Raw genomic sequence first — 22,334 nt, 5'->3', positions numbered from 1 at the left:
GGCGGTCGCGCTTGTTGTTACTTAGTTAATTTTTGCTATGTCCCGTTCAGAGGTTCTCGTTTTTACAGCTCCCCCAGTTGATGCGGCTAATATCATATAGACGCTCGGACTTATGCGAGATATTTACGTATTATATAAAACAATATATTCAACGCGTTATTTTGTAAATATAAGGTCCCAGTTTAAGCCCCAGTTACATAAATCATTGCAAAAGAACACGCCCCTTGCTGCGAGTGGCTTTTGTGCTGCTCGACCTTCGGTCGTGCCGTACCTGAAATTGCGCAGGGCATCAGAACCCTGCAGGCTTGTCTCACTTCACGCTCTCGATCGAATCGGCTTCTGTTAATATATACTTACCATATGTATTAAGATGTTATAGTAATCTCAGACTATGTCAGAGAGGAGTTCCGCTCTGGGCGATCCCTACCATCCGCGAAGATCATTTCCCAGCTTGAAGGATAAGGTTGGTATTGCGTCAGGATCGCCGGAGATCATCACCAGTTTAAAAAGGACGGCGTTCCCGGCAAAGTGACAATCCATTACCCAGTCAAGGACATCTCAGGAGAGCTTCTCAAAAGCATTGAACAACAAGCGGGCATTCGCCTAAAGTAAGGAGGAAACATCATGGTTGACCGATATATCTACCCGGCTCAGCTGCACTACGAAGCACACCAAGTCGGCGTCACCTTTCCAGATCTGCCGGGTTGCGTCACCGTTGGCAAGGACGCAACAGAAGCGATCTACAGAGCCAAAGAGGCCTTAGGGCTTCATCTGGTCGGTATGGAAGATGATCACGACACGATCCCAGCGCCTTCCCAAGAGGCTCAACTTTCCACAGAGGAAAAAGCAATCTATGTCCTGATCGAAGTTTGGATGCCGCTTATTCGCGCCGCAGTCCGAGAACCCTACGTTCGCAAATCCGTCACGGTACCCGCGTGGATGGACAAAGCCGCCAAAAAAGCCGGCCTCAACTACAGTCAGCTGCTCCAAGCGGCCATTGCCCAGTCGATTGGCGCTTCTAAATAGCTCAGTTAAAGCTCCCTGCTTAGCCAACAAGGACGGGCAACGATGGTTTATCTGTTTACCGCAACGTTTACAAAAAACGACAGCTCTGAGTATAATGCCCGCGTTCCTGATTTGCCGGGGTGCATTACGACGGGCAAAGATCTCTCTGATGTAATTAATCAGATGAGAGACGCCATGGCCCTATGGCTCGTGACGGCAGAAGATGAGGGACTTGAGATCCCTACCCCAACACCTCAATCACTCTTACACTGCACTCCTGATACAATCTGCTCAGTGCTAAAAGCTGACACCGTTCTATATCGTTCGCAAACGGACACACGAGCCACGAGGAAAAACGTTTCTTTGCCTTTGTGAATGAGTCAATTAGCGGACAAACAAGGGATTAACTGCTCCCAAGTGCTTCAAGAGGCTTGGCGCGAAAAACTTAACCAACACGCCTAAAAAAGGCTACTCCCCCTCTTCTCTCATCATTCATTAGTTGGAAGGGGCACAATTGCCAGCGTCTTACCTAAAGGAACTAAAAGCTTTATTACGGTGTCAATTTTGGGGTTTGTTTCGCCCAGCTCCATTCTCGCTATAACAGGCTGCTTTACCCCGCTCATTTCTTCGAGTTTGCGCTGAGATAATCCTAGTTCCCGACGGGCTCTGATAAGTTCCCCGATGAGAGCAGCTTTAAGATGGCTAATGGCAATGTCTTCTGGGGTGAAGAGTTCTTTCTGAACATCTTCCCAGCGAATGCCGACTGAGCTGTTGTCCATTTTCATCACACCTTTCTTTAAAATACGCAAACTCCCGTTTAGCTTGTTCAATTTCCTGAGGTAGCATTTTTGCGACTTCCTCACAAAATTATGCAAAAGAACATAACTCCCATTATGCCAGCCGACGTCACGTCCTCTAGCCCTGTCGATCGTTGACTTTGTCAGCAGAGGCGGCTCCTTTTGCAAAAAGTCCCAAATGAAACACCAGCAATAGCAAGGGTTTGAAAGAAAAACCGGGACTGTAAACGGGAACATCTTCAACCCGAAAAACACAGTCCCGGTTTAAGTCCCGGTTTTGCGCCGGTAAAGACTGTTTGATTCCGTTTGATTCCGATAAAATTATAGCGTGCCAGCCCAGATATTTTTAAGGCTGGCACGCTGTTTTATGCATATTCCGATAGATACCGAAATATCCCGGAAAACCGTCCAAATGGCGCGCTCGGCGAGATTCGAACTCACGACCTTCGCCTCCGGAGGGCGACACTCTATCCAGCTGAGCTACGAGCGCAACGGAGTTATGCTACACCGGAAGATAGCTTTCGTCAAGCGTTTTAGGCAAGTCTGCGCTAAAAGACTTATTTGAAACGGACGATTGTGACGCCGTATCCTCCTTCACCGGGGCCGCCAAGGCGATACTCGGATACGTAGTTGAGGCTGGCGCACAGCTCATGGACGGCCCGGCGAAGGATTCCCTCTCCCCGCCCATGAATGATCGTGACTTCGCCGTAACCGGCTCTCATGGCCCGATCCAAGTACTGGGACACGAGCGGCATGGCTTCGTCCAGCGAAAGCCCTCTGACCATCAATGAGCCGGCGACGCCTTCCGGTTTGGTGAACTTCGGCCCCGAGGCGAAAGACTCTTCCTTCGGCCGTTTGGTTCTGACCAAGCGGCGGACTGGAACGGATACTTTCATCATGCCCATCTGAACTTCAGCGTTGTTTTCGCTGAGGGCGACAATTTCACCGATTGCTTTGCCGTCGGCTCCGATTCGGACCGAGTCCCCGACGGCCAACGGTTTTTCCTGAGACAGGGCGGCGTTTTTTCGGGCCTCGATGGAGGCTTCTCGGACAGCCCCTCTGAGTCGAGCCGCCTTTGTCTGCTTTTTGTGGTCCTCCATGACCTTGTGTCCGGCAGATTCAGCTGCGTCTTGGAGATTTCTCAGGAGATCCCGAGCCTGCTGTTCTGCTTCGTCTAAAACCTGACGGGCCTGCTGCTGGGCTTTTAGGAGAACGTCATCTTTTTGGCTGAAGAGCGCTTTGCGCCGCGCTTCGATTTGGGTCTGGGCGGTCTGCAGCTCGGTTTGGCGCTGGATGACTTCCCGCTCGATTCGGTCGAGCTGGGACTTTTTCGTCTGCAGCTCTCCCATCAGGCGTTCAGCGTCCACTTCCCGTTCGTTCAAAAGCTGCCGGGCCCGGCTCAATATGTTTTGAGGCATACCGTACCGTCCCGCAATGGCTAGGGCGTTGCTTTGCCCGGGAACGCCGGTGAGCAGCCGGTACGTCGGTTTCAGTGATTTTTCGTCAAAATCGACACAGGACGCCTCTACGCCGGCCGTGACGGTGGCGTAGTGCTTTATCGGGTTGTGGTGGGTCGTGGCCAGAACGAGACTGCCCCGTTTGCCGAACTCTTCAAGAAGGGCAATGCCTAGGGCCGAGCCTTCCTGCGGGTCAGTTCCCGCGCCCAGTTCGTCCAGCAGGACGAGAGAATTCTTCGTGGCTTTTTCGAGAGCCTGGACGATTCGGGTCAGGTGGGAGCTGAACGTGGAAAGGTTCTGTTCGATGCTCTGTTCGTCGCCGATGTCGGCGTAAATGCCGTCGATCGGGCCGATGGTCGAGCCATCGCCGCACGGGGCAGGAAGGCCGCACCAGCTCAGGTAGACGGCGACGGCTGCCGTTTTTAGGGCGACAGTTTTCCCTCCGGTGTTGGGGCCGGTGACGACCAGTTGGCGATATTTCAGTCCGCAGGCGACGTCAATAGGGACGGCGCCGCTTCCTAAAAGCGGATGCCGGAGCTGATAAAAGCGAAAATGGCATGGCGCTTGGAGTTCGGCCAAGCGCCATTTTGCGCCGGACATCCACTCTAAGGCGCAGTGACACAGGTCAAGCTGGCACAGGACGTCTTCGGCTGCACGGATTGCGCCCTGCCGCGCCAGAAGGAGCCCGGTCAGTTCTCTAAAAATGGTTCGTTCTTCTTCCTTGATCTGTTGGTTCAGGTCGGCTATCTGGTTGTTCAGCGGGACGATGGACTGGGGCTCCATGTAGGCGGAGTTCCCGGAAAGCGACCGTTCGGTGAATATCCCCGGGAAGGACGGGACAGAGCCGGGCTTGACCAGCACGGAGAACCGTCCGTTCCGAAGGGTGAGGATCTTTTCTTGAAGCATGTGGCTCTGAGGGCCGTTGAGGAATCGGTTTCCCCGAGTCCGCGCTTGACTTTTCGCGTTTTCCAGTTTTGTTCGGAGGTCGCGCAGCCGAGGCGACGCGCCGTCAAGCAGTTCGCCTGAATCGTCAAGCACAGCCAGACGGCGGATTTCTTCAGTAAAGTCTCGAATGCGGCCGCAGAGAGCTTTAAGCTCCGGCCAGTCCTCTTTGGTTGAGTCGAGGAACTCTTTAATTTTCTGACTGAGTTCAAGAAGTCGGCGGATCGTCAAGAGCTGTGGTCCGTCGACCCAACCGGTTTCCTTGGCTTCGTCAAGCAGATAAGCGGCGAGCTTTACGTCAGAAAGCCAAGGGAGCTCTCCCCTTTTTGCTTGGCAGTCGGCATAGGACTTGAGCGCGTTCTGTCGGGTTCGAAGTTCTTCGACTGATGAAGCTGGGGACAGATGGGCCAAGGCTTTTAGCGCGAGTTCGCTACGGGCCTTGCGGCCGAAGAGAGCTAAGACGTCCGGCAGTTCAAGCGTTTGGGCTGTTTGTTCTGAAAGGTTCATGGCGGAGCTGGCTAACCGAGCAGAGTTGGGAAATTATTTTCGAGCCAGGTCAGAGCCCACGAAGCGACTTTCCAAGTATAGGTCCCTTCGATATGCCATCCAGGGATAAGGTGACGGAAATGGACGATGACCATGGCGATGATGATCGTTTTCCCAAGCCCCAGCGCGAGCCCCAGAACGCGGTTGAAGAAGTTGAGCCAGACGAACCGAAAGATACATGCGAGAAGTCGGCCAAGGAGCGAGCAGATGAGGCCGCTGGCGAGGAAAAGCAGTACGATAGCGGTCATCTGGGTGAGGACCGGGTTGGTGAACACGCGGGGGAAGGTGTGAGACAGGATGTCGGCCAGCCAGCGCCACTGAGTAAAGGCGAGCCAAGCTCCGATGAGCGTGCCTGCCAAGGAGGCAAATTCTCTGGCGAAGCCGAGAAGGAACCCTCGAATGCCGAAGTACAGGGCCAGGCACAGCATGATCAGGTCAATCGGCGTGATGGACTGGGCGAGAAACTCTTGAATAACTTTCATTCTGCCTTCTCCGTTCCGCTGAGCTCGTGAAGCAGGGCAAGCAGTTTTTCAAGCTGAACTTGCGCCTGCTCGAGCCGGTAGGCCATCAACAGCCAACCGATGACCAACTTCTGTTCTTGGTCGTTCTCCCGTGAGAGCGAGCCGAACAAGTCCTGGGCGATGTGCTTGATTCGGAGCTCGTCCTCCGGCGGAAGAAGCGTCTGTATCGCGTAGGTCTTGCTGCCAAGGGTGATCGAAGATTCGCGAGCCTGTTCTGTCATTGGGAACGCTCCTCGCTGGCCTGGGTGAGCAGGTCACGCAGGCCTTTGCAGACGGATCTCAGCGTTGTCTGAAGGCGCTGATTTTCCTTCTGCGCGGCTTCGAGCTCGCTTCTGGCGTCCTGCAGCTGTTTTTTGCAGTCAGAAAGCGAGCTGGTCACGGCTTCCAGCTCCTTGCGGAATGGGTTTGTTTGCGTCCGAAACGTCTCTTCCTTGACCGCTTCGTTGCGGCGAAACGTTTCGATGGCCGACGAAAGATCAGAGAGCAGCTGATCGAAGTTCTTCAGGTCGTTCATCGTCCGATTACCTCCTTTGCTTGTGCGTTAACGCAGCACGTAGCCTTTCTTCTCTAGGGCCTGCCGAAGTGCCGAATGCCGGCTTTCCACTTCTGCGTCGGTCATCGTCCGGTCGTCCAGCCGGTAGGCCATCGAAAAGGCCAAGCTCTTTTTGTCCTCTGGGATTCCTTGGCCGCAGTACAGGTCAAACAGCTTGACCGACCGAAGCACCGGCTTGCCCAGCTCCAATATCTCGCTGGCGATGGCCTCAGACGACGCGCCTCTGTCCGCCAAAAGCGCGATGTCCCGATACACCGGGGGAAAGTCTCCGCTCTGCTTATAGCAGGGCTTGAATGGGCGCGCAAGAGGAGCAAGATCGATTTCAAAGAAGAACAGCGGCGCGGAAAGATCCCAAGCCGAAGAGATTGACGGCTTGAGCTGGGCTAAATACCCAGCCGGTTTCCCGTCTAGAAGGACCTGTGCGGTCTGCCCCGCGTGTCCCCAAGGCAAAGAGGCCGGGATGAAGGTTCCTCTGATGCCGCGGCTCACGAGGAGGGCCATCAGATCTGCCTTGACGGAGAAGAAGTCTTCGGCAGTCCGGGCGCCGTATAGTCGGCGCCGCTCTGCTCCGGCGTACACGACGCCGCAAAGTCTGTCAAACTCGACGGTTCCATCCGGAGACGGGACAAACGCCTTGCCGCACTCAAACAGCCTGATTTCGTCCCGCCAACCTCGTTTTTCCGCTTTGCTGACAGCAGCCAGCAGCGACGGGAGAATGGTCGGGCGCATGACCGACAAGTCAGCGCTGATCGGGTTCGTTAACGTTTTGCACGAGTCAATTTCCGGATAGTCGATCTTCTGAAGCCAATCCGGGCTGATGAAGCTGTAGGTTATAGCTTCTGAGTAGCCGCGGGCCATGGCCGCTTCGCGAATCTGCCGGTGAAGGGACATGAACTCGCCCAGCTGGCCCGGGCCGTAGAGTTCGGGAATCCGAGGGCGCGAGTCCTGATACCCGTGAATGCGGGCGACCTCTTCGATGAGGTCCTCTTCGATGGACAGGTCATTTCTCCAGCTGGGAACGACGTATTCCGTTCCTTCGGCCGATTCGGCGCTGGCGACAAGGCCGAGGCGCGTCAGCGTCTCTTTGCCCGTCTTAGCCAGATCCGGCTGAGCGGTCAGCAATGCAGTCTTTCTCTCCGTCAGGAACACCCGGCGGGGCTCAAAGGGCTTTTTCTGACAGAAGATCTCTTTTTCGTATACCCGAGCGGCGCCCCACTGGCTCAGCAGGGCTTTGACCCAGCTGAGAGAAAGCTCGGTCAGGCACGGGTCGACGCCTCTGGCGTAGCGGAAAGCGGCCTCGCTTGGAATGCCAAGGCGGCGCGAAGTGCGCGATATGGCGGGCGCGCTGAAGCAGGCGCTTTCAATCAGCACCGCGCCCGTGCTCTCTGTCACCTCTGAGTTCTGCCCGCCCATGACGCCAGCCAGTCCGACGGCTACTCCGCCGGACGAGATGACGAGATCTCCGTCCGAGAGAACCCGCTCTTTGTGGTCCAAGCTCATCATGGTCTCGCCGGGCCGGGCCGGTCTGACGGTAATTTCAGGCGCGGGCAGGCTAGCGGCGTCGAAGGCGTGCAGGGGCTGACCCAATGCCAGCATGGCGATGTTGGTCGCGTCAACGACGTTGTTGACGGGCCTCATGCCCGACAGGCAGAGCCTGACGCCCCATTCGAGAGGCGAAGCCGCCACCTTCACGCTGTCGGCGGCGCCTAGGCGATAGGCCATACAGCCGTCGCCTTCGAGGGTTACGCCGTTGAACTGGACGCTCCAGTCCCCAGGCTGCTGCAAGGCGGGGCGAAGCTCCGGCAGGTGCAGCGAAGCGCCGGGAATCAGGGCGGCGATCTCTCGGGCCGTGCCGAGGTAGCTGAGCATGTCGCCTCTGTTCGGCGTGATGGACAGGTCGATCACCCAGTCATCAAGGCCGAGCCATGTTTTCAGGTCGGCGCCGATCGGGGCGTCGTCTGGGAGAAGCAAAATGCCGTGAACGGGCGAGAGCTCCGGCAGGCCGAGCTCGGCTGCCGATACCATCATGCCGTCGCTGGTGAACCCGTCGAAGTCCCTAAAGCCCAAAGTCATCCCGTCGGCAATCGTTGAGCCGCTCGGCGCGTACGAGACGATGCAGCCGGCGGTGACGTTTTTCGCCGCGGTGACGCAGGGCCGACGTTCGCCGTTCCCCAAGTCGAGGGTCGTGACGGTCAGACCGGATTTTGTGGGGTGGACTTTCGTCTCCAAGACTTTTGCAATCCGAAGGCCGCTTACTTTTGGTGAGACTTGGGTCAATGACTCGACTTCGCTGCCGGTGACGGTCAGCCGGTCAGCTACTTGATCGATCGGAGCGGGAATCGAGACGAATTGCTGGAGCCAGTTCCACGAGAGCAGCATTATTGATTCCTCCCCGAAAGAAGATAGTTCACGTCGCCGTCGAACAGGGCCCGAAGGTCGTTCAATCCGTATTTCAGCATGGCGATGCGGTCAAGTCCCATGCCCCATGCAAAGCCGGTGAACTGGGATGGATCGACGCCGCCGGCGCGGAGGACGCTCGGGTGAACCATGCCCATGCCGCCGATCTCAAGCCAGCCGGTGCCTTTGCAGATTCGGCAGGACGAGTCGTGGCCGCCGCAGGAGAAGCACTCGATGTCCATTTCGAGCGACGGTTCGGTGAACGGGAAGTAGCTGGCTCGGTATCTGGCGGCCAGCGAACGGCCGAAGACGCCGCTGACCATGGCCTCAAGGCAGCCCTTCAGGTCGGCGACGGAAATGTTCTTGTCAACGACGAGGCCTTCGACCTGATGAAACATCGGCGAGTGGGTCGGATCGCTGTCCCGGCGGTAAACCCGTCCAGGGCAGGCCACCCGCAGCGGCGCGCCAAGGGCGAGCATGGAACGGATCTGAACCGGAGACGTATGAGGTCTCAAAAGCGAGCCGTCGGGGAAATAGAACGTGTCCTGCATGTCCCGGGCCGGGTGGTGCGGCGGAATGTTGAGGGCCTCGAAGCAGTAGTAGTCGCTTTCGATCTCAGGACCAAGACGGACGGAAAAGCCCAAGTTGGTGAGTACTTCCAGCACGTCGAAGGTAACCTGAACGACCGGGTGACAGCTCCCCCACGGCCGGCCGCACGCCGGCTGGGTGACGTCAACCCGGTCTTTGCGCTCGGCTTCGTCCATTGCCTCTTTGGTCTTGCGGGCAATGGCGCCGTCGAGGAGGGCTGAAAGCTCGTTTTTAGCGTCGTTGATGATTTTTCCCGCCGTCGGACGCTCCTGCGGGGTCATCTTCCCGAGAAGTTTCTGCAGCTGGGTCATGTCGCCTTTTTTGCCGAAGAAACGGACTTTAATATCCTGAAGGGCTTGGGACGTCAGTCCCTCTTTCAGAAGGCCGCGGAGATCCCGGCGGATTTGTTCGATACGGTCAGTCAGATCGCTCACACTTACTCCTCCTTCGTTTTGTTCAGCTTGTCTGCCCACTCGGTGAGGTTTGCCGTATCGCCTACAACGTAAAGCAGATCATCGGCTTGAATGACTGTTTCGGGGCTTGGGAAAATCTGTTCATCCTGCCGTTTAATCAGGACTACGTTGGCGTTGAAGCGATTTCGGAAGCCATGATCCTTCAGCGATTTCCCGATCATTGACGGCATGGGGGCCAGCTCCGCCATGGAGTAATTTGTCCCGACCTGATAGAACCCGGCAAGCCAGCGGTTCGCCTCCTGTTCGGCAAGTTTCGTCCCCAGATCCCGCTCGGGGAAGACGACTCGCGAAGCGCCCACGCGGGTCAGCACGCGGGCGTGAAGCGCCGTCTGGGCCCGGGCGATGACCTTCGGTATTTCGAGCTCCTTCAGGATGGCGGTGCAGAGGATGCTGCTTTCTAGGTCGGCCCCGATTGCGACCACGGCAACGTCAGCCTGCTGCACGCCGGCGTTGATCAGAGCCTGATGGTCGGTGCCGTCAAGACGGACCGCATAGGCTACCTTTGGGGAAATAGCCTCTACCCGATCCATTCGGGAGTCAGCGGCGATAACGTATTGTCCAAGGGCCGAGAGCCGCTCGCAGAGCGCTTGGCCGAACCGTCCCAGCCCGATAATGAAATAGTTGCGACTAGCCGCAGGCATGTCAAGCTCCTTTCGCTGAGGCTCGTTTAGCCGATAGGTATTGAGGCGTCCGGATAGGTGACGCCAGTTTCGCTGACACTCTTTCTGAAAAGTCCGTAGGCAAACGTGAGCAGTCCAACCCGCCCCCAGAACATGAGGAGCGTCAGCACCAGTTTCCCTGCCGGGCTGTAGCGTCCCACGTCGCCCAGCGACAGCCCGACAGTTCCAAGGGCTGAAAAGGCGTCGAAGACGATGTTCTTCAGCGGCAGGGGCTCTACAAGCCCAAGGACTATGATACCAGTTCCAATACTCGACAGGTACAGCACCGCCAGAGTGATGGACAGGTTGATCGTCGACTGGGGAATTCCCCCTCTGCCGACTGTGACTTGGCGGACGCCCTGGGTCTCTCTGATTGCCGTCATGGCCAAAACGGCGACGGTGGTCGTCTTGAGGCCGCCGCCGGTTGAGCCTGGGGAGGCCCCGACAAGCATGAGCAGGCACAGGATAAAAGCGCCCACCGACGTTACATTCGTCATTGGGGCGATGTTGAACCCTGCCGTGCGGGCCGAGACGGACATGAACATGGCCTCCGGCAGCCGCTTCAGGTTAGCGCTCCACGAAGCGCCGGACGACCAAGAACTAGCCCACAGGAGAAGGCTCCCTCCGGCCAGCAGAACTGCCGTCGTCCACAGGACCATTCGGCTGTGAGCGGAAAGAGTTTTACGCCGCCGCAGAAGCCGAAGGGCCACATCAAGAAGGACGATAAAGCCCATTCCGCCGATCACGATCAGGCAGGCGATGACGACCGGGACAACCCCAGAGCCGTGCCAGCTGGCTAAGTTGTCAGGGAATAAACTGAATCCGGCATTGCAGAAGGCGCTGACGCTGTGAAAGACCGCGTTCCACAGGGCATGGCCCGGCGGGAGCTCCCCGCAGAAAAGAATCCAAAGGCAGCAAGCGCCAATCCCTTCGATGATGAATACTGAGGCGATGATCCACCGAACGAGCCGTACAGCTCCGGCTTGGCTGTCAAGTCCGATAGAGCTGGTAAACAGGAGCCGTTGATAGTGGCCGACTCGGCGGCCGGTCAGCAAAAAGCTGGCCGTGACGGCAGTCATGACGCCCAGTCCCCCAAGCTGTATCAGAATCAGGATGGTTATTTGGGACGCCAACGGCAGCTGATCTGTGCCGACGACTGTCAGCCCGGTCACGCAGACGGCCGACGTGGCAGTAAACAACGCGTCGACCGGCGAAATTGGCCTTCCGGCAGAGGCTCCGAAAAAAAACAACAAAAGGGCTCCTGTCAAAATAACTAACAGGAACCCTCCGATGATAGTTCGCTCGATGGGACGCGAACTGTAGGCTTTCACTTACTTGCTGAGCGCCTGACGAGCCTGAGCGGCCAGCGCGCCGAAAGCTGCCGGCTCATTGACGGCCAGCTCGGCAAGCATTTTTCGGTTGATCTCAATGCGGGACTTCTTCAGGCCGTTCATGAACTGGCTGTAGGACATATCTTCCATCCGTGCAGCGGCGTTGATTCGGGTAATCCACAGACGGCGGAAATCCCGTTTCTTCCGGCGTCTGTCCTTGTACATGCTGGTCAGAGCGTGAAGGTAGGCCTCCCGAGCGTTCCGGTAGACGTTCTTCTTGCGCCCAAAAAATCCCTTAGTGATTGAAAATAGCTTCTTCCGCTTCCGATCGCTGGAGCTGGCGACTTTTACTCGCATATCAGTTCACCTCTGAAAGTTTCAGCCCTACTTGGCGTAGGGGATCATGAGCTTGATGCTCGGCGTTGCGGCATCGCTGGCGATTCCCGCTTTGCGCAGACGGCGGCGGTGCTTGGCGTTTTTGCAGCCCAGCAGGTGGCTCTTACCGCACTTGTGGTAGCGGACCTTGCCGGTTGCCGTCAGGGAAAAGCGTTTCTTTGCAGCGCTGCGCGACTTTGTCTTCATGTTGGCCATAGTGTCGATTTCCTCCTCACCAGTAGGCGATTACCTATTTTGTCTGTTCGTTTGCTGCTCCGCCGGGGGCGAACATCGCTCTCATGTATCGGCCTTCCATGCGGGGCTCGCCTTCCATGCGGCCCACTTCGGCCACGTCGGCGGCAACGCGGTTGAGAACGTCTCTTCCCTTGTCTAGGAAGGCCATCTCTCTTCCGCGGAAGAAGACTGATACCTTGACTCGATGACCCGTTTCCAGGAACTTGGCGATGGCGCGCGTCTTGAAGTCGTAGTCGTGCTCGTCGATCTTCGGCCTCATTTTCATTTCCTTCAAGGCCTGAACTTTTTGCTTCTTGCGGGCGTCTTTCACTCGTTTCTGCTGCTGATACCGATATTTGCCGTAGTCCATAACGCGGCACACCGGCGGTTTGCCGTCCGGGGCCACCTCAACCACGTCGAGTTCCCTCTCGGACGCGATGTGAATCGCTTCCTCGACGGTCATGACGCCCAACTTCACTCCTTCGTCGTCGATCACGAGAATTTGTTCGGCTGTAATCTCTTCGTTGACGCGGGGTTCGTCTGTTGATTTCCTGGCTATGGTCAATCACCTCCGTGGGATTATGGCGCACAAAAAGGGCTTCTCCCGCCATGGCGGAAGAAGCCCTCAGGATACAGTCAGCCGTTGCCGGAAACTGCGTCCACCAGCCCGTTGACAGCCGAAGCGTCAGAGGGCGAGAGTTTCCTCTGCTTGACGGTGTGCGCTCGCTCGTTACATCTGAGGACTATAGCACGAAAGGCTTGGACATGCAAGCCTTGAGGTTATTTTGCCCGGTAGTTATCCGCTTTCGGGTCGTACTGATTTGCCAAAAGTTCAAACAGCTGTTCCTGGGAAACGCTGCCCTTGTCGCCTTCAGCTCTGTCTCTCAGGGCGACGGTCTTGTTCTCTACTTCTTTGTCGCCGATGACCAGCATGAACGGAACTTTCTCCACCTGCGCGTTGCGGATTTTCTTGCCCAGCTTTTCGTCCGACAGGTCAATTTCAACCCGGTGTCCCCGATCGGCCAGCTGGTCTTTCAGGTCCTTTGCGTAGGCTACGTGGGACTCGTTGACCGGCAGGATCTTGACCTGCACGGGGGCCATCCAGTACGGGAACGCGCCGGCGTACTGTTCGATCAGGATGCCCATGAATCGCTCGATGCTTCCCAGAATGGTCCGGTGCAGCATGACCGGGCGGTGTTCCTTACCGTCGGGGCCGATGTAAACCATGTCGAACTTTTCGGGCATACTGAAGTCAAGCTGAATCGTTCCGCACTGCCACGTCCGGCCAATGCAGTCTTCCAAGTGGAAGTCGATCTTCGGGCCGTAGAACGCGCCGTCGCCCGGGTTGAGGACGTACGGGGTGTTCGTCTCCTCAAGGGTTTCCTGAAGGGCCTTCTCGGCCGTCGCCCACAGTTCATCCGAGCCGATGGAGTTGTCGGGACGGGTTGACAGCTCGACGTGGTACTTGAAGCCGAATACTTTGCTGTAAACATAGTCGTCCAGCGCCATGATGAACTTGACTTCGTCCTTGATCTGCTCGGGGGTGCAGAAGTGGTGGGCGTCGTCCTGAGTGAAGCTGCGGACTCTCATCAGACCGTGAAGCTCGCCGGTTTTCTCGTGCCGGTGGACGTGTCCCAGCTCGGCCAGCCGAATCGGGAACTCTTTGTAGCTGTGAAGACGGTCCTTGTAAATCAGGATCCCGCCCGGGCAGTTCATCGGCTTAATGGCACAGGGCATCTCGTCGATGGTGGTAAAGTACATGTTCTGCTGGTAGTGATCCCAGTGACCGGACTGAACCCACAGGTCCCGGTTCAGGATCATGGGCGTGCGGGCCTCGCTGTACCCGTTGAGGGTGTGGAGACGGCGCCAGAAATCGAGAAGGGAGTTCATGACCACCATGCCCTTGGGGTGGAAGAACGGGAACCCGATCCCCTCCTTGTGGAAGCTGAACAGGTCCATTTCCTTTCCGATTTTGCGGTGGTCTCTCTTCTTGGCTTCCTCCATCCGCTTCAAGTAGGTCTCCAGCCCTTCCGCGGTGTCGAAAGTCGTTCCGTAGATACGGGTGAGCATGATGTTGTGCTCGTCCCCGCGCCAGTAAGCGCCGGCAACGGACAGAAGCTTGACGTGCCGGAGGAACTTCGTGTTCGGGACGTGAGGCCCGCGGCACAGGTCCACATAGGTGTCCTGCCAGTAGACGTTAACCTGCGGGTCGGTGACGCCTTCGAGGATCTCTACCTTGTACGGATCCTTCCGCTCCTTGAACAGCTGAATGGCCTCAGGAACGGTGACGCTGATCCGCTCGAGCGGGACACATTTCTTGACGATGCGCTGCATTTCCTTTTCGATCCGCGGCAGGTCGCTTTCGCTGATCGGCTGAGGGAACTGAATGTCGTAGTAGAACCCGTCCTTGATGACCGGGCCGATAGCCGGCACGGCGCCGGGGAAAAGCCGGGTCACCGCGTCAGCCAGCAGGTGGGCCGAGCTGTGACGGATGATGTCCAGCCCTTCCGGCATGTCGGGCGTAATGGGACGCAGGACGGCGTCCTTCTCCACGACGATATTCAGATCTTTCTCCTCCTCGCCGACGAACGCCGCGACGGCGTTTTTCAGGCAGCCCCACTGGTCAAAGACTTCGCTGATTTTTATCGGCACGCCTTCGTAGCTTTTTCCGTCTGGTCCTTGATATCGTACAGTCACGGGAATCACCCCATTAGATGTAATTAAAGTTGAACGTGCTAGCGGATCTGGGTGTGGCCGAATCCGCCGTCGCCTCGGTCCGTTTCGTCCAGCGTTTCGACTTCTTCCCATACGGCCTGAACGACCGGAGCGATCACCATCTGGGCGATTCGGTCGCCCCGGTGAACGTCAAAAGGCTGGGATCCTAAGTTGATCAAGATCACTGATATTTCGCCCCGATAGTCACTGTCAATGGTTCCCGGAGCGTTGGGAATTGATATGCCGTAGCGTGCGGCTAAGCCGCTGCGGGGTCGTATTTGGGCTTCGTACCCGGGCGGCAGGGCGACCGCTAGGCCTGTTGGCACGAGGGCAGTCCTGCCGGGAAGTATTTGAACGTCCGACGCCGCCCGAAGGTCCATGCCCGCCGAGTCTTTTGTCGCGTAGGCGGGTAGCGGAATTTCAGGGCAGAGCCGGCGGACAAAAATTTTCAGCGTCATCAGTGACGACGTGGGCCGCGTCTGTCCCTGTCGCCGTCCCGGCGGGGGCGGTCACCCGAATCGTTCCGGCGGAACGGGGGCCGTTCACTCCGCTCTCTGGGAGCGGACGGCGGGAGGGCTTCAATCTGTTTGTCCCGCTCCTCTTCCATGGGCAGGTATTCTTCCAAGCCGGCGGACTTGATCAGCTCCGGGTCAGCCAGCAGCCGGCGGCGGGACAGGTTGATCCGGTTCTGATCGTCGATTTCCTTGACCATCACCATGACCTGATCGCCGGGAGCGAAGACGCTTTCAATCTTGTCGATGTGTCGGGTGCTGACCTCGCTGACGTGAAGAAGTCCTTCCTTGCCGGGCAGCACTTCGACGAACGCGCCGAACGACATGAGCCGTGTCACGCGGCCGAAAAATGCCTCACCGGCAACGACGTCGCGCACGATGTCGGTGATCATCTTTTCGGCCTTTTTCACTGCCTCCGGTTCGGTCGATGAAATGTAAATTGTGCCGTCGTCTTCCACGTTGACCTTGGCGCCGCTTTCGGCCACGATGTTGCGGATCACCTTTCCGCCGGTACCGATAACGTCACGGATTTTTTCAACGTCGATCTGCATGGTGAAAATGCGGGGCGCGTACTGGGACAGCTCGACAGGAGCTGCGATGCAGGCTTCCATCTTGTCGAGGATCTCCATGCGGGCCTTACGCGCCTGCCCAAGGGCCTGTGTGAGAATTTCCTTCGTGATGCCGCCGGCCTTGTTGTCCATCTGCAGGGCTGTGACACCTTCGCGGGTTCCGGCGACTTTAAAGTCCATGTCGCCGTAGTGGTCTTCCAAGCCTTGAATGTCCGTGAGGATGACGACGTCGTCTCCCTCTTTGATGAGCCCCATGGCGATTCCGGCGACGTGGCACTTGACCGGCACGCCGGCGGCCATCAGCGCGAGGCTGCCGCCGCAGATGGACGCCTGGGAGCTCGAGCCGTTGGACTCCAGAATGTCCGAGACGACGCGAACCACATAGGGAAAGTCCTCTTCGCTCGGGATAATCGGGGCCAATGCCCGTTCAGCCAGAGCGCCGTGGCCGATTTCGCGGCGGCCTGGGCCGCGCATGGGCCGGACTTCACCGACCGAGAACGGCGGGAAGTTGTAGTGGAGCAAGAACCGCTTGTTGGGCTCGTTGTGCTTCAACCCGTCCATCATCTGGTCGTCTTCGCCCAGCATGCCCAACGTGGCCGTAGCCAGCGACATGGTCTCGCCGCGGGTGAAAAGCGCCGAGCCGTGGACGCGGGGCAGCAGGCCGATTTCGCAAGAGATCGGACGAATTTGGTCGGTCGCCCGACCGTCGGCCCGGACCTTCTGATGGGCCGTGATGTAGCGCATCTTCTTCTTGACCCAGCCTTCGACGACGCCTGAAATGTAGACTGCGCTGTCCGGGTACTCGACGGCGAAGTGCTCCACAGCCTTGTCAACCAGCGCGCTGATCGCCGCGCCGCGCTCCTTCTTGTCGTGAATCATCACGGCGACGGCGACTTCATCCTGCAGGTTGTCGGCGACCCACTTGTCGATGGGTTCGATGACCTCAGTGTGAGGAAGCTCCCGCTTGGGCAGGCCGATTTCCTCCCGCATCTTGAGCTGGAACTGGCAGATCTTGCGGATTTCCTCCTGCGCAACGCCCAAGGCGTCAATAAGGAGCGCTTCCGGCACTTCGTGGGCCCCCGCCTCGACCATGGTAATTCCGTCGGCGTGTCCGGCGACGGTCAGGTCGAGAGAGCTTTCGGGCATCTGATCTTCTGTCGGGTTCACGACCAGCTGGCCGTTCACGTAGCCCATGCGGACTGCGCCGACCGGGCCGTTCCACGGGATATCTGAAATGCACAGAGCGGCGGACGCGGCGTTAATTGCCAAGATGTTGGGCGTGTTTTTCTGGTCGACTGAAAGGACGGTTGTGACGACGTGAACGTCGTGACGCATCCAGTCCTCAAACAGCGACCGAATCGACCGGTCGATAACCCGAGCGCTCAGAATGGCAGTCTGAGACGGGCGCCCTTCGCGCTTGATGAAGCCTCCGGGGATTTTGCCGGCCGAGTAATAGCGCTCCTCAAAGTCAACGAGCAGAGGGAAAAAGTCCAGCCCCACTCGTGGCTTATCGGTCATGCAGGCGGTCGTCAGGACGACTGTGTCGCCCACGCGGGCCCAAATGGCTCCGTTGGCCTGTTTGGCCACTTTCCCTGTTGTGAACTGCAACTCTTGCCCGCCGACTGTCAATGAATACGTTTTCTCCATGCGGATTTCCTCCTCAATTCTCTTCTTTTCGATTTTTTCGCGAGTTTAGAATAACACAAAAGCGAGGACAGTGAACACTGTCCTCGCCGAGAGAAAGTACCGATTCGTCTGATCAGTGGCGCAGCCCTAGGCTCTCGATAAGCGTCTTGTAGCGGTTGAAGTCTTTGTCTCTCAGGTACCGCAGCAGTTTGCGACGCTTGCCGACCAGGGTAAGAAGGCCACGCTTTGAATGGTAGTCGTGCACGTGAACCTTCAGGTGCTCCGTCAGATCACGAATCCTCTGAGTGAGGACTGCTACCTGAACTTCCGGAGAACCTGTGTCTGTGGCGTGCACCCGGTAATTGGAAATGATATCCTGCTTCACGTTCTTGTCGAGCATCTATGACACCTCTCGAATGGGAATCCAGTAACCAAGAACATCCACTGCGGGATGATCCTAGTAACAGGTCGTAAGCATTGTAGCCCACCCGGCGAGGAAATGCAATGCCCTTTTCAGGAACGCGCCGGACCGCTACTTGGGAAACGAGGCGATGACTTCCAGAACCTTGTCGATATCAGCTTCGGTGTGATCCGCGTTGATCTGGAAGCGAATTTCTTCTGCGCCCTTTGGCACCACAGGGAAGGTCATGCCAGTCGCCAAAACGCCGCCTTCCAGCAGGTGCGCCACCATGGCCCGGGTCTTGGCGGTGTCGCGAAGCACCATCGGCGTCACCGGGTGCGGGCCCTCAATCGTCTCATATCCCAGCTTCTTTAGGCCGTCCTCAAACCGTTTGGTCACCGCGGACAAGTGAGCCAGAATCTTTTTGCCCTCGTCGCTCTGGAGAATGTCGAGGGACGCCGCGACGGCCGCCGCTTCGCCGGCGGAAATCGGGTTCGAGTAGATGTACATGGCCGCGTGTTCCTTCAAATAGGTGATCACGGTTTTTGACGAGCAGGCGTAGCCGCCGTTGACGCCGTAGGCTTTGCCAAGCGTTCCGATGAGCACGTCTACCTTCGCGCCGCAGATCTCCTCGGTCCCACGGCCGGTCGGTCCGTACGCGCCCACGCCGTGGCTGTCGTCCATGATGACGATGGCGTTCTCTGGGAACGAGTCATCGGCGCTGTGGACGATCTGAACGAGCTCTTTCAAAGGCGCGTAGTCACCTCTCATGCTGAACACGCCGTCTGTGACGACGATGAGCCGTTTGGCGCCGGACTTGACGGCCTCGGCGATTTTCGCCTTCAGGTCTTCCATGTTGTTGTGGGAATACACGAACTTGACCTGCGGGCGGGAAAGCCGAATGGCGTTGATGATGCTGTTGTGATTCAGCTCGTCGCTGATGACGGCCGTTTCAGGGCTCACGAGGGACGTGATGACGCCGCCGACGGTTGTATAAGCGGCGCTGAAGATGATGGCGTCCTCGCGGCCGTGGAAGGCGGCCAGTTTCTTCTCAAGGTCACGATGGGGTGCCTGCGTTCCGCTGATGAACCGGCAGGCTCCGGGGCCGACGCCGAACTCCCGGCTGGCCTTCTCTTCCGCCGCCAGCAGCTCAGGCCGGAAGGAGAGCCCCAAGTACGAGTTGGAGTTCAAGCGGATAAACTCTTTTGAGCCGTGTCCCTTCAGGAAGAACCGAGGGCCGAACTTCCCGGACGCCGGCTTCGTCCCGACGATGATCTCTTCTCTTCCCTTGCGGCGCCCCTCGGCAGATAGGCGCTCCAGATCAGCGGCAAGTACTGATTCCAGACGTTTCATCTGTAAGATCTCCTTTCGCCTTGTCAGGCTAATTTCCGTTTCAGGTTGGCCAGCATGTCGTCGGTCATCGCGTCGAGGTCGAACTTGGGGTTCCAGTCCCACTCCTGACGGGCGGCCGTGTCATCGATCGAGTTCGGCCAGCTTTCGGCAATGCTCTGGCGTACCGGGTCGACGTCGTAGCTGAGCTTAAACGACGGCATTTTCTTGCGAATGGACGCGGCGACCTCTTCGGGGTCAAAACTCATCGCCGTGATGTTAAAGCAGCAGCGGTGAATCAGCCGGGACGGATTAGCTTCCATGAGCTGAATCACCCCGTCGATAGCATCGGGCATGTACATCATGTCCATGTAGGTTCCCGCCGCGATAAAGGACGAATAGGCTCCTTTCTGAACGGCGCTGTAATAGATGTCAACGGCGTAGTCGGTCGTCCCGCCGCCAGGAAGCGTCTGCCAGGAGATCAGCCCGGGGAAGCGGACGCCGCGGGTATCGACGCCCCACTTCTTGTGGTAGTATTCGCACAAAAGCTCGCCGGAGACCTTCGTCACGCCGTAAATGGTGTTGGGACGCTGAATCGTGTCCTGTGGCGTTTTGTCGTGCGGCGTGTTCGGGCCAAACGCCGCGATGGAGCTTGGGAAAAACACGGCGCAGCCCTTTTCCCGCGCGACTTCCAGCGCGTTGTACAGACCGCCGATATTGATAGCCCAAGCCAGTTGGGGCTTCTTCTCTGCCGTCGCGGACAGAAGGCCTGCCAGATGCATAATCGTATCGGGCGCAAACGAGCCCACTAGGTCGGCATATCCCTGCGCGTCCCGCGCGTCGAGCTGCTGAAACGGTCCATCGCCCAAAACGCCAGATTCGTCAGCCCGAATGTCCGTCGCCATGACGGCATCGGGGCCAAGACGGCCCCGGAGTTTTTTAACCAACTCTGTGCCGATCTGTCCAAGAGATCCGACGACGATGACTCTCTTCACAGTTGCCACCCCCATATATTTTTTTCACGTATAATTTAGTATAGTCCCGGCCAAATGGCTGTCAAAATAATATAATCTATCGGCCTATCGTATATTTTAAAATCCGGACGTGCTCCTCAGGCTGTCAGAGGTGATCATAGGATGTCGTTTCATGAGCTTTTCAGCGACTCGGAAGCCTCTCAGGGGCGTTCGTACGCTATCGCGAATACCCTGAGGGACGCCATTTACCGAGGTCTGATACAGGAGAACGAGCAGCTCCATCAAAGCCAGCTGGCAGATCAGCTGGGCGTGAGCCCTATCCCGCTGCGCGAGGCTCTCAAACAGCTGGAGAGCGAAGGGCTCGTCCGATTCCAAGGCCGCCGCGGCGCTGTCGTGACTGGGCTGTCTTTGGCCGAGGCGCGGGAAATTTACGATATGATCACTTGGATTGAGTGCGGCGTGTTCCGCTTGGCGTTCCCTCTTCTGACTAAGCGCCTGCTGGACGACGAAGAACGGCTTTTGCAGACGATGGAGGCCGAGCCGGACGTGGTGGTATGGCGGGACCTGAACGCCCAATTTCACGCGTCGCTGTACGAGCCGGCCGATCGGCCGATGACGATGGACACGTTGGCTACGCTGAGGCGGCAGGTTGACCGGTATATCCGCGTTCACTTGGACAGCATGAGGGACGAGTCGGAAAAACAGCACCGGCGGATTCTCCAAGCGGCAATAAAAGGAGACGTCGAGGAAGCGGTCGCGGCTCTGGCAGAACACTTGGAAAACACGTCCAAGGATCTGCAGGCGCACATGAGAAACCGCCGCCGCTCCCGCCGCTGACGCTTTATCAACGGTGAGGTCTGACGGGTGTTTCTTCATGAATTTCATTGGCCTACGTAAGGAGGGGTTACTGTGACAGATCGACTGACGCGGTCGAACGCTCTGACCGTTTTTATTGACCTTCAGGCTCGCCTTTTAGGGGCGATTCCGGACGGAGAAACTATCCTGAAACGCGCGTCTGATTTAGCCACCGTTTCTCGGACGCTGGGCGTCCCCTGCGTTTTGACCGAGCAGAATCCGGCAAAGTTAGGAGGCACAGACGCGCTGTTGCTCGGCGAGGTCCGAGAATCGCCCCGAGTGGAGAAAAAATGTTTTTCCTGCGCTGATTCGGAGCCTTTTATGGCCCTGTTGGAGAAAAGCGGGCGGAAAAACGTCATTCTGGCCGGAGTAGAAACTCACATCTGCGTGTACATGACGGCGGTCGACCTGAAACGGCTTGGGTATGGCGTAACGGTTGTCATGGACTGCTGCTCCTGCCAGCGCCTCGAAGACGGACAGCTGGCCGCGGCAAATCTTCGCGCGTTAGGTATTCCAACTCTGCCCCTTGTGACGGTCGCCTATCGGCTTCTTCAGGAGGCAGGCACTCCGGAGTTTAAGGCCCTGCTGCCGCTGTTTCGATGACGCCGCCGGAGGAACTCGCACAGAGGGTTTCAAGCTGGCCAAAGCCGGAGGAGCGTCCGGTTGTCGAGCCGCCCGGGGAAATAACGTTCTTGGGGACCGCGGGAACGCGGTTTGTCATGGTCACCCAGAGGCGCGCGTCCGGCGGCATGTGGATCAGGCTGCCGGAGGGGGATTTTTCAATCGATCCGGGGCCCGGCGCGTTGGTTCAGGCCTGTCGGCTGGGATTGATGAAAGATAGACGCCTCGAAGGGGTGCTTTTGACCCACCGGCACTTGGATCACAGCAGCGACCTAAACGCTCTGACAGAAGCGATGGTAACCGGCAACCGAAAGCCCTGCGGACTCGTTGCCCTGCCTGTTGACGCTGTCACGGGGCCGGAACCGATCTTATTCAGCTACCTTCGCTCCAAACTCGCCCGGATTCACCTCTGGGCCGACGGACCGCTGGAGATTGGAAGCATCACTGTCAGCACGGTACTGCTCCGTCACCACGGCGTCGAATGCCGGGGCCTTCGTTTTTCGTCGCCCTACTTCGCCGATTGGGGGATTTTAAGCGACACGTGCTACTTCCCTGAGCTGGCGGAGTTTTATCGAGGGTGTCACACCCTGATCGCCGACGTGACGCTGATGGAAAAAGTCAGGTGGATTCAGCACCTTTCCGTGCCGGACTTGCCGGAACTGATGGCGTTAAGCCACGTCAGCAGGCTGGTGATGACCCACATGGGCAACGGGATTTTAGACGCTGGGCCGGAAAACTTAGCGCAGGCCCTCTCTACCCCTCAGTGTCTCGTCTGCGCGGCTTGTGACGGCATGACGCTCCGTCTTCCCGAGCCTACGAACCTGCCAATTGAAAAATAAAAAAACGGCTGTCAGG

Annotated in this window: 23 protein-coding genes, 1 tRNA gene and 1 pseudogene; 6 read left to right on the top strand and 19 right to left on the bottom strand. The window is 57.7% G+C overall.

The window, feature by feature from the left end:
• Positions 1-474: 474 nt before the first annotated feature.
• The 3 genes and pseudogenes from HMPREF1249_RS08215 to HMPREF1249_RS07815 form a co-directional block, all read left to right on the top strand.
• Positions 475-612, top strand: a pseudogene (locus HMPREF1249_RS08215) (type II toxin-antitoxin system HicA family toxin); the annotation flags it as partial.
• A 12-nt stretch (positions 613-624) separates the two neighbouring features.
• Entirely contained in the window at positions 625-1,026 is a 402-nt protein-coding gene (locus HMPREF1249_RS03030) for a type II toxin-antitoxin system HicB family antitoxin (protein WP_008521045.1), read from the top strand.
• A gap of 42 nt (positions 1,027-1,068) precedes the next feature.
• Complete coding sequence (locus HMPREF1249_RS07815; protein WP_081686652.1) at positions 1,069-1,380, top strand: type II toxin-antitoxin system HicB family antitoxin; 312 nt, start codon at positions 1,069-1,071, stop codon at positions 1,378-1,380.
• Between the two features lie 113 nt (positions 1,381-1,493).
• Here HMPREF1249_RS07815 and HMPREF1249_RS03025 read toward each other — a convergent pair whose 3' ends face one another.
• From HMPREF1249_RS03025 to HMPREF1249_RS02935, 19 genes are all read right to left on the bottom strand, one after another.
• A complete protein-coding gene (locus HMPREF1249_RS03025) occupies positions 1,494-1,835 on the bottom strand; it encodes a helix-turn-helix domain-containing protein (RefSeq protein ID WP_231366872.1) in 342 nt (113 codons plus the stop codon).
• A 380-nt stretch (positions 1,836-2,215) separates the two neighbouring features.
• Positions 2,216-2,292 (bottom strand) — tRNA-Arg (locus HMPREF1249_RS03020).
• Between the two features lie 67 nt (positions 2,293-2,359).
• Positions 2,360-4,708, bottom strand: a complete 2,349-nt coding sequence (locus HMPREF1249_RS03015; protein ID WP_021775814.1) for an endonuclease MutS2 — start codon at positions 4,706-4,708, stop codon at positions 2,360-2,362.
• Between the two features lie 11 nt (positions 4,709-4,719).
• Positions 4,720-5,229 carry a CvpA family protein gene (locus HMPREF1249_RS03010; protein ID WP_008521048.1) on the bottom strand — a complete coding sequence of 170 codons (510 nt, stop codon included), beginning with the start codon at positions 5,227-5,229 and terminating at the stop codon, positions 4,720-4,722.
• The gene (locus tag HMPREF1249_RS03005; RefSeq protein ID WP_008521049.1) at positions 5,226-5,489 is read right to left on the bottom strand and encodes a hypothetical protein; all 264 of its coding nucleotides are present in this window, start codon (positions 5,487-5,489) and stop codon (positions 5,226-5,228) included. The genes HMPREF1249_RS03010 and HMPREF1249_RS03005 overlap by 4 nt, the downstream gene beginning before the upstream one ends.
• On the bottom strand, positions 5,486-5,782 hold the full coding sequence (locus HMPREF1249_RS03000; protein WP_008521050.1) for a calcium-binding and coiled-coil domain-containing protein 1: 297 nt from the start codon (positions 5,780-5,782) through the stop codon (positions 5,486-5,488). The genes HMPREF1249_RS03005 and HMPREF1249_RS03000 overlap by 4 nt, the downstream gene beginning before the upstream one ends.
• A gap of 27 nt (positions 5,783-5,809) precedes the next feature.
• Complete coding sequence (gene pheT, locus HMPREF1249_RS02995) at positions 5,810-8,200, bottom strand: phenylalanine--tRNA ligase subunit beta (RefSeq protein ID WP_021775815.1); 2,391 nt, start codon at positions 8,198-8,200, stop codon at positions 5,810-5,812.
• The gene (gene pheS / locus HMPREF1249_RS02990; RefSeq protein ID WP_008521053.1) at positions 8,200-9,240 is read right to left on the bottom strand and encodes a phenylalanine--tRNA ligase subunit alpha; all 1,041 of its coding nucleotides are present in this window, start codon (positions 9,238-9,240) and stop codon (positions 8,200-8,202) included. Before pheS ends, pheT begins: the two co-directional genes overlap by 1 nt.
• Positions 9,241-9,242: 2 nt before the next feature.
• Complete coding sequence (locus tag HMPREF1249_RS02985) at positions 9,243-9,920, bottom strand: potassium channel family protein (RefSeq protein ID WP_008522823.1); 678 nt, start codon at positions 9,918-9,920, stop codon at positions 9,243-9,245.
• Between the two features lie 26 nt (positions 9,921-9,946).
• Positions 9,947-11,188 (bottom strand): TrkH family potassium uptake protein, encoded by a 1,242-nt coding sequence (locus HMPREF1249_RS02980; RefSeq protein ID WP_231286732.1) that lies wholly within the window; start codon positions 11,186-11,188, stop codon positions 9,947-9,949.
• Between the two features lie 81 nt (positions 11,189-11,269).
• Entirely contained in the window at positions 11,270-11,626 is a 357-nt protein-coding gene (gene rplT, locus HMPREF1249_RS02975; protein ID WP_008522824.1) for a 50S ribosomal protein L20, read from the bottom strand.
• 27 nt (positions 11,627-11,653) lie between these two features.
• Positions 11,654-11,860 carry a 50S ribosomal protein L35 gene (gene rpmI / locus HMPREF1249_RS02970; RefSeq protein WP_008522825.1) on the bottom strand — a complete coding sequence of 69 codons (207 nt, stop codon included), beginning with the start codon at positions 11,858-11,860 and terminating at the stop codon, positions 11,654-11,656.
• A 34-nt stretch (positions 11,861-11,894) separates the two neighbouring features.
• On the bottom strand, positions 11,895-12,443 hold the full coding sequence (gene infC / locus HMPREF1249_RS02965; RefSeq protein WP_008521059.1) for a translation initiation factor IF-3: 549 nt from the start codon (positions 12,441-12,443) through the stop codon (positions 11,895-11,897).
• Positions 12,444-12,658: 215 nt separating this feature from the next.
• Entirely contained in the window at positions 12,659-14,530 is a 1,872-nt protein-coding gene (gene thrS, locus HMPREF1249_RS02960) for a threonine--tRNA ligase (RefSeq protein ID WP_008522826.1), read from the bottom strand.
• Between the two features lie 83 nt (positions 14,531-14,613).
• Positions 14,614-15,051 (bottom strand): dUTP diphosphatase, encoded by a 438-nt coding sequence (gene dut, locus HMPREF1249_RS02955; protein WP_008521061.1) that lies wholly within the window; start codon positions 15,049-15,051, stop codon positions 14,614-14,616.
• On the bottom strand, positions 15,051-17,321 hold the full coding sequence (locus HMPREF1249_RS02950; protein ID WP_008521062.1) for a polyribonucleotide nucleotidyltransferase: 2,271 nt from the start codon (positions 17,319-17,321) through the stop codon (positions 15,051-15,053). Before HMPREF1249_RS02950 ends, dut begins: the two co-directional genes overlap by 1 nt.
• Before the next feature lie 112 nt (positions 17,322-17,433).
• Positions 17,434-17,700, bottom strand: a complete 267-nt coding sequence (rpsO, locus tag HMPREF1249_RS02945) for a 30S ribosomal protein S15 (protein ID WP_008521063.1) — start codon at positions 17,698-17,700, stop codon at positions 17,434-17,436.
• A gap of 132 nt (positions 17,701-17,832) precedes the next feature.
• On the bottom strand, positions 17,833-19,053 hold the full coding sequence (locus HMPREF1249_RS02940) for an aminotransferase class I/II-fold pyridoxal phosphate-dependent enzyme (RefSeq protein ID WP_008521064.1): 1,221 nt from the start codon (positions 19,051-19,053) through the stop codon (positions 17,833-17,835).
• A gap of 23 nt (positions 19,054-19,076) precedes the next feature.
• A complete protein-coding gene (locus HMPREF1249_RS02935) occupies positions 19,077-20,024 on the bottom strand; it encodes an NAD-dependent epimerase/dehydratase family protein (RefSeq protein ID WP_008522827.1) in 948 nt (315 codons plus the stop codon).
• Positions 20,025-20,165: 141 nt separating this feature from the next.
• Here HMPREF1249_RS02935 and HMPREF1249_RS02930 point away from each other — a divergent pair, with 141 nt between their 5' ends.
• The 3 genes from HMPREF1249_RS02930 to HMPREF1249_RS02920 all read left to right on the top strand — a co-directional run bounded on the left by HMPREF1249_RS02930 (position 20,166) and on the right by HMPREF1249_RS02920 (position 22,318).
• A complete protein-coding gene (locus tag HMPREF1249_RS02930) occupies positions 20,166-20,840 on the top strand; it encodes a GntR family transcriptional regulator (protein ID WP_008521068.1) in 675 nt (224 codons plus the stop codon).
• A gap of 72 nt (positions 20,841-20,912) precedes the next feature.
• Positions 20,913-21,461: an isochorismatase family protein gene (locus HMPREF1249_RS02925; RefSeq protein WP_008521069.1), complete on the top strand. Its 549-nt coding sequence runs from the start codon at positions 20,913-20,915 to the stop codon at positions 21,459-21,461.
• 116 nt (positions 21,462-21,577) lie between these two features.
• Positions 21,578-22,318 carry an MBL fold metallo-hydrolase gene (locus HMPREF1249_RS02920; protein ID WP_231286733.1) on the top strand — a complete coding sequence of 247 codons (741 nt, stop codon included), beginning with the start codon at positions 21,578-21,580 and terminating at the stop codon, positions 22,316-22,318.
• Positions 22,319-22,334 lie beyond the last annotated feature (16 nt).

Source organism: Jonquetella sp. BV3C21 (assembly GCF_000468895.1).
Lineage (GTDB): Bacteria > Synergistota > Synergistia > Synergistales > Dethiosulfovibrionaceae > Jonquetella > Jonquetella anthropi.
Note: the sequence above shows the minus strand (reverse complement) of the source record. Positions and strands in the feature narration are given on the sequence as shown.

Bases quoted from the DNA above. Each gene is read 5' to 3' on its own strand.
- HMPREF1249_RS03030 (WP_008521045.1), top strand. From the start codon at position 625: ATGGTTGACCGATATATCTACCCGGCTCAGCTGCACTACGAAGCACAC.
- HMPREF1249_RS07815 (WP_081686652.1), top strand. From the start codon at position 1,069: ATGGTTTATCTGTTTACCGCAACGTTTACAAAAAACGACAGCTCTGAG.
- HMPREF1249_RS03015 (WP_021775814.1), bottom strand. From the start codon at position 4,708: ATGAACCTTTCAGAACAAACAGCCCAAACGCTTGAACTGCCGGACGTC.
- HMPREF1249_RS03010 (WP_008521048.1), bottom strand. From the start codon at position 5,229: ATGAAAGTTATTCAAGAGTTTCTCGCCCAGTCCATCACGCCGATTGAC.
- HMPREF1249_RS03005 (WP_008521049.1), bottom strand. From the start codon at position 5,489: ATGACAGAACAGGCTCGCGAATCTTCGATCACCCTTGGCAGCAAGACC.
- HMPREF1249_RS03000 (WP_008521050.1), bottom strand. From the start codon at position 5,782: ATGAACGACCTGAAGAACTTCGATCAGCTGCTCTCTGATCTTTCGTCG.
- pheT (WP_021775815.1), bottom strand. From the start codon at position 8,200: ATGCTGCTCTCGTGGAACTGGCTCCAGCAATTCGTCTCGATTCCCGCT.
- HMPREF1249_RS02985 (WP_008522823.1), bottom strand. From the start codon at position 9,920: ATGCCTGCGGCTAGTCGCAACTATTTCATTATCGGGCTGGGACGGTTC.
- rplT (WP_008522824.1), bottom strand. From the start codon at position 11,626: ATGCGAGTAAAAGTCGCCAGCTCCAGCGATCGGAAGCGGAAGAAGCTA.
- rpmI (WP_008522825.1), bottom strand. From the start codon at position 11,860: ATGGCCAACATGAAGACAAAGTCGCGCAGCGCTGCAAAGAAACGCTTT.
- dut (WP_008521061.1), bottom strand. From the start codon at position 15,051: ATGACGCTGAAAATTTTTGTCCGCCGGCTCTGCCCTGAAATTCCGCTA.
- HMPREF1249_RS02950 (WP_008521062.1), bottom strand. From the start codon at position 17,321: ATGGAGAAAACGTATTCATTGACAGTCGGCGGGCAAGAGTTGCAGTTC.
- rpsO (WP_008521063.1), bottom strand. From the start codon at position 17,700: ATGCTCGACAAGAACGTGAAGCAGGATATCATTTCCAATTACCGGGTG.
- HMPREF1249_RS02940 (WP_008521064.1), bottom strand. From the start codon at position 19,053: ATGAAACGTCTGGAATCAGTACTTGCCGCTGATCTGGAGCGCCTATCT.
- HMPREF1249_RS02930 (WP_008521068.1), top strand. From the start codon at position 20,166: ATGTCGTTTCATGAGCTTTTCAGCGACTCGGAAGCCTCTCAGGGGCGT.
- HMPREF1249_RS02920 (WP_231286733.1), top strand. From the start codon at position 21,578: ATGGTCACCCAGAGGCGCGCGTCCGGCGGCATGTGGATCAGGCTGCCG.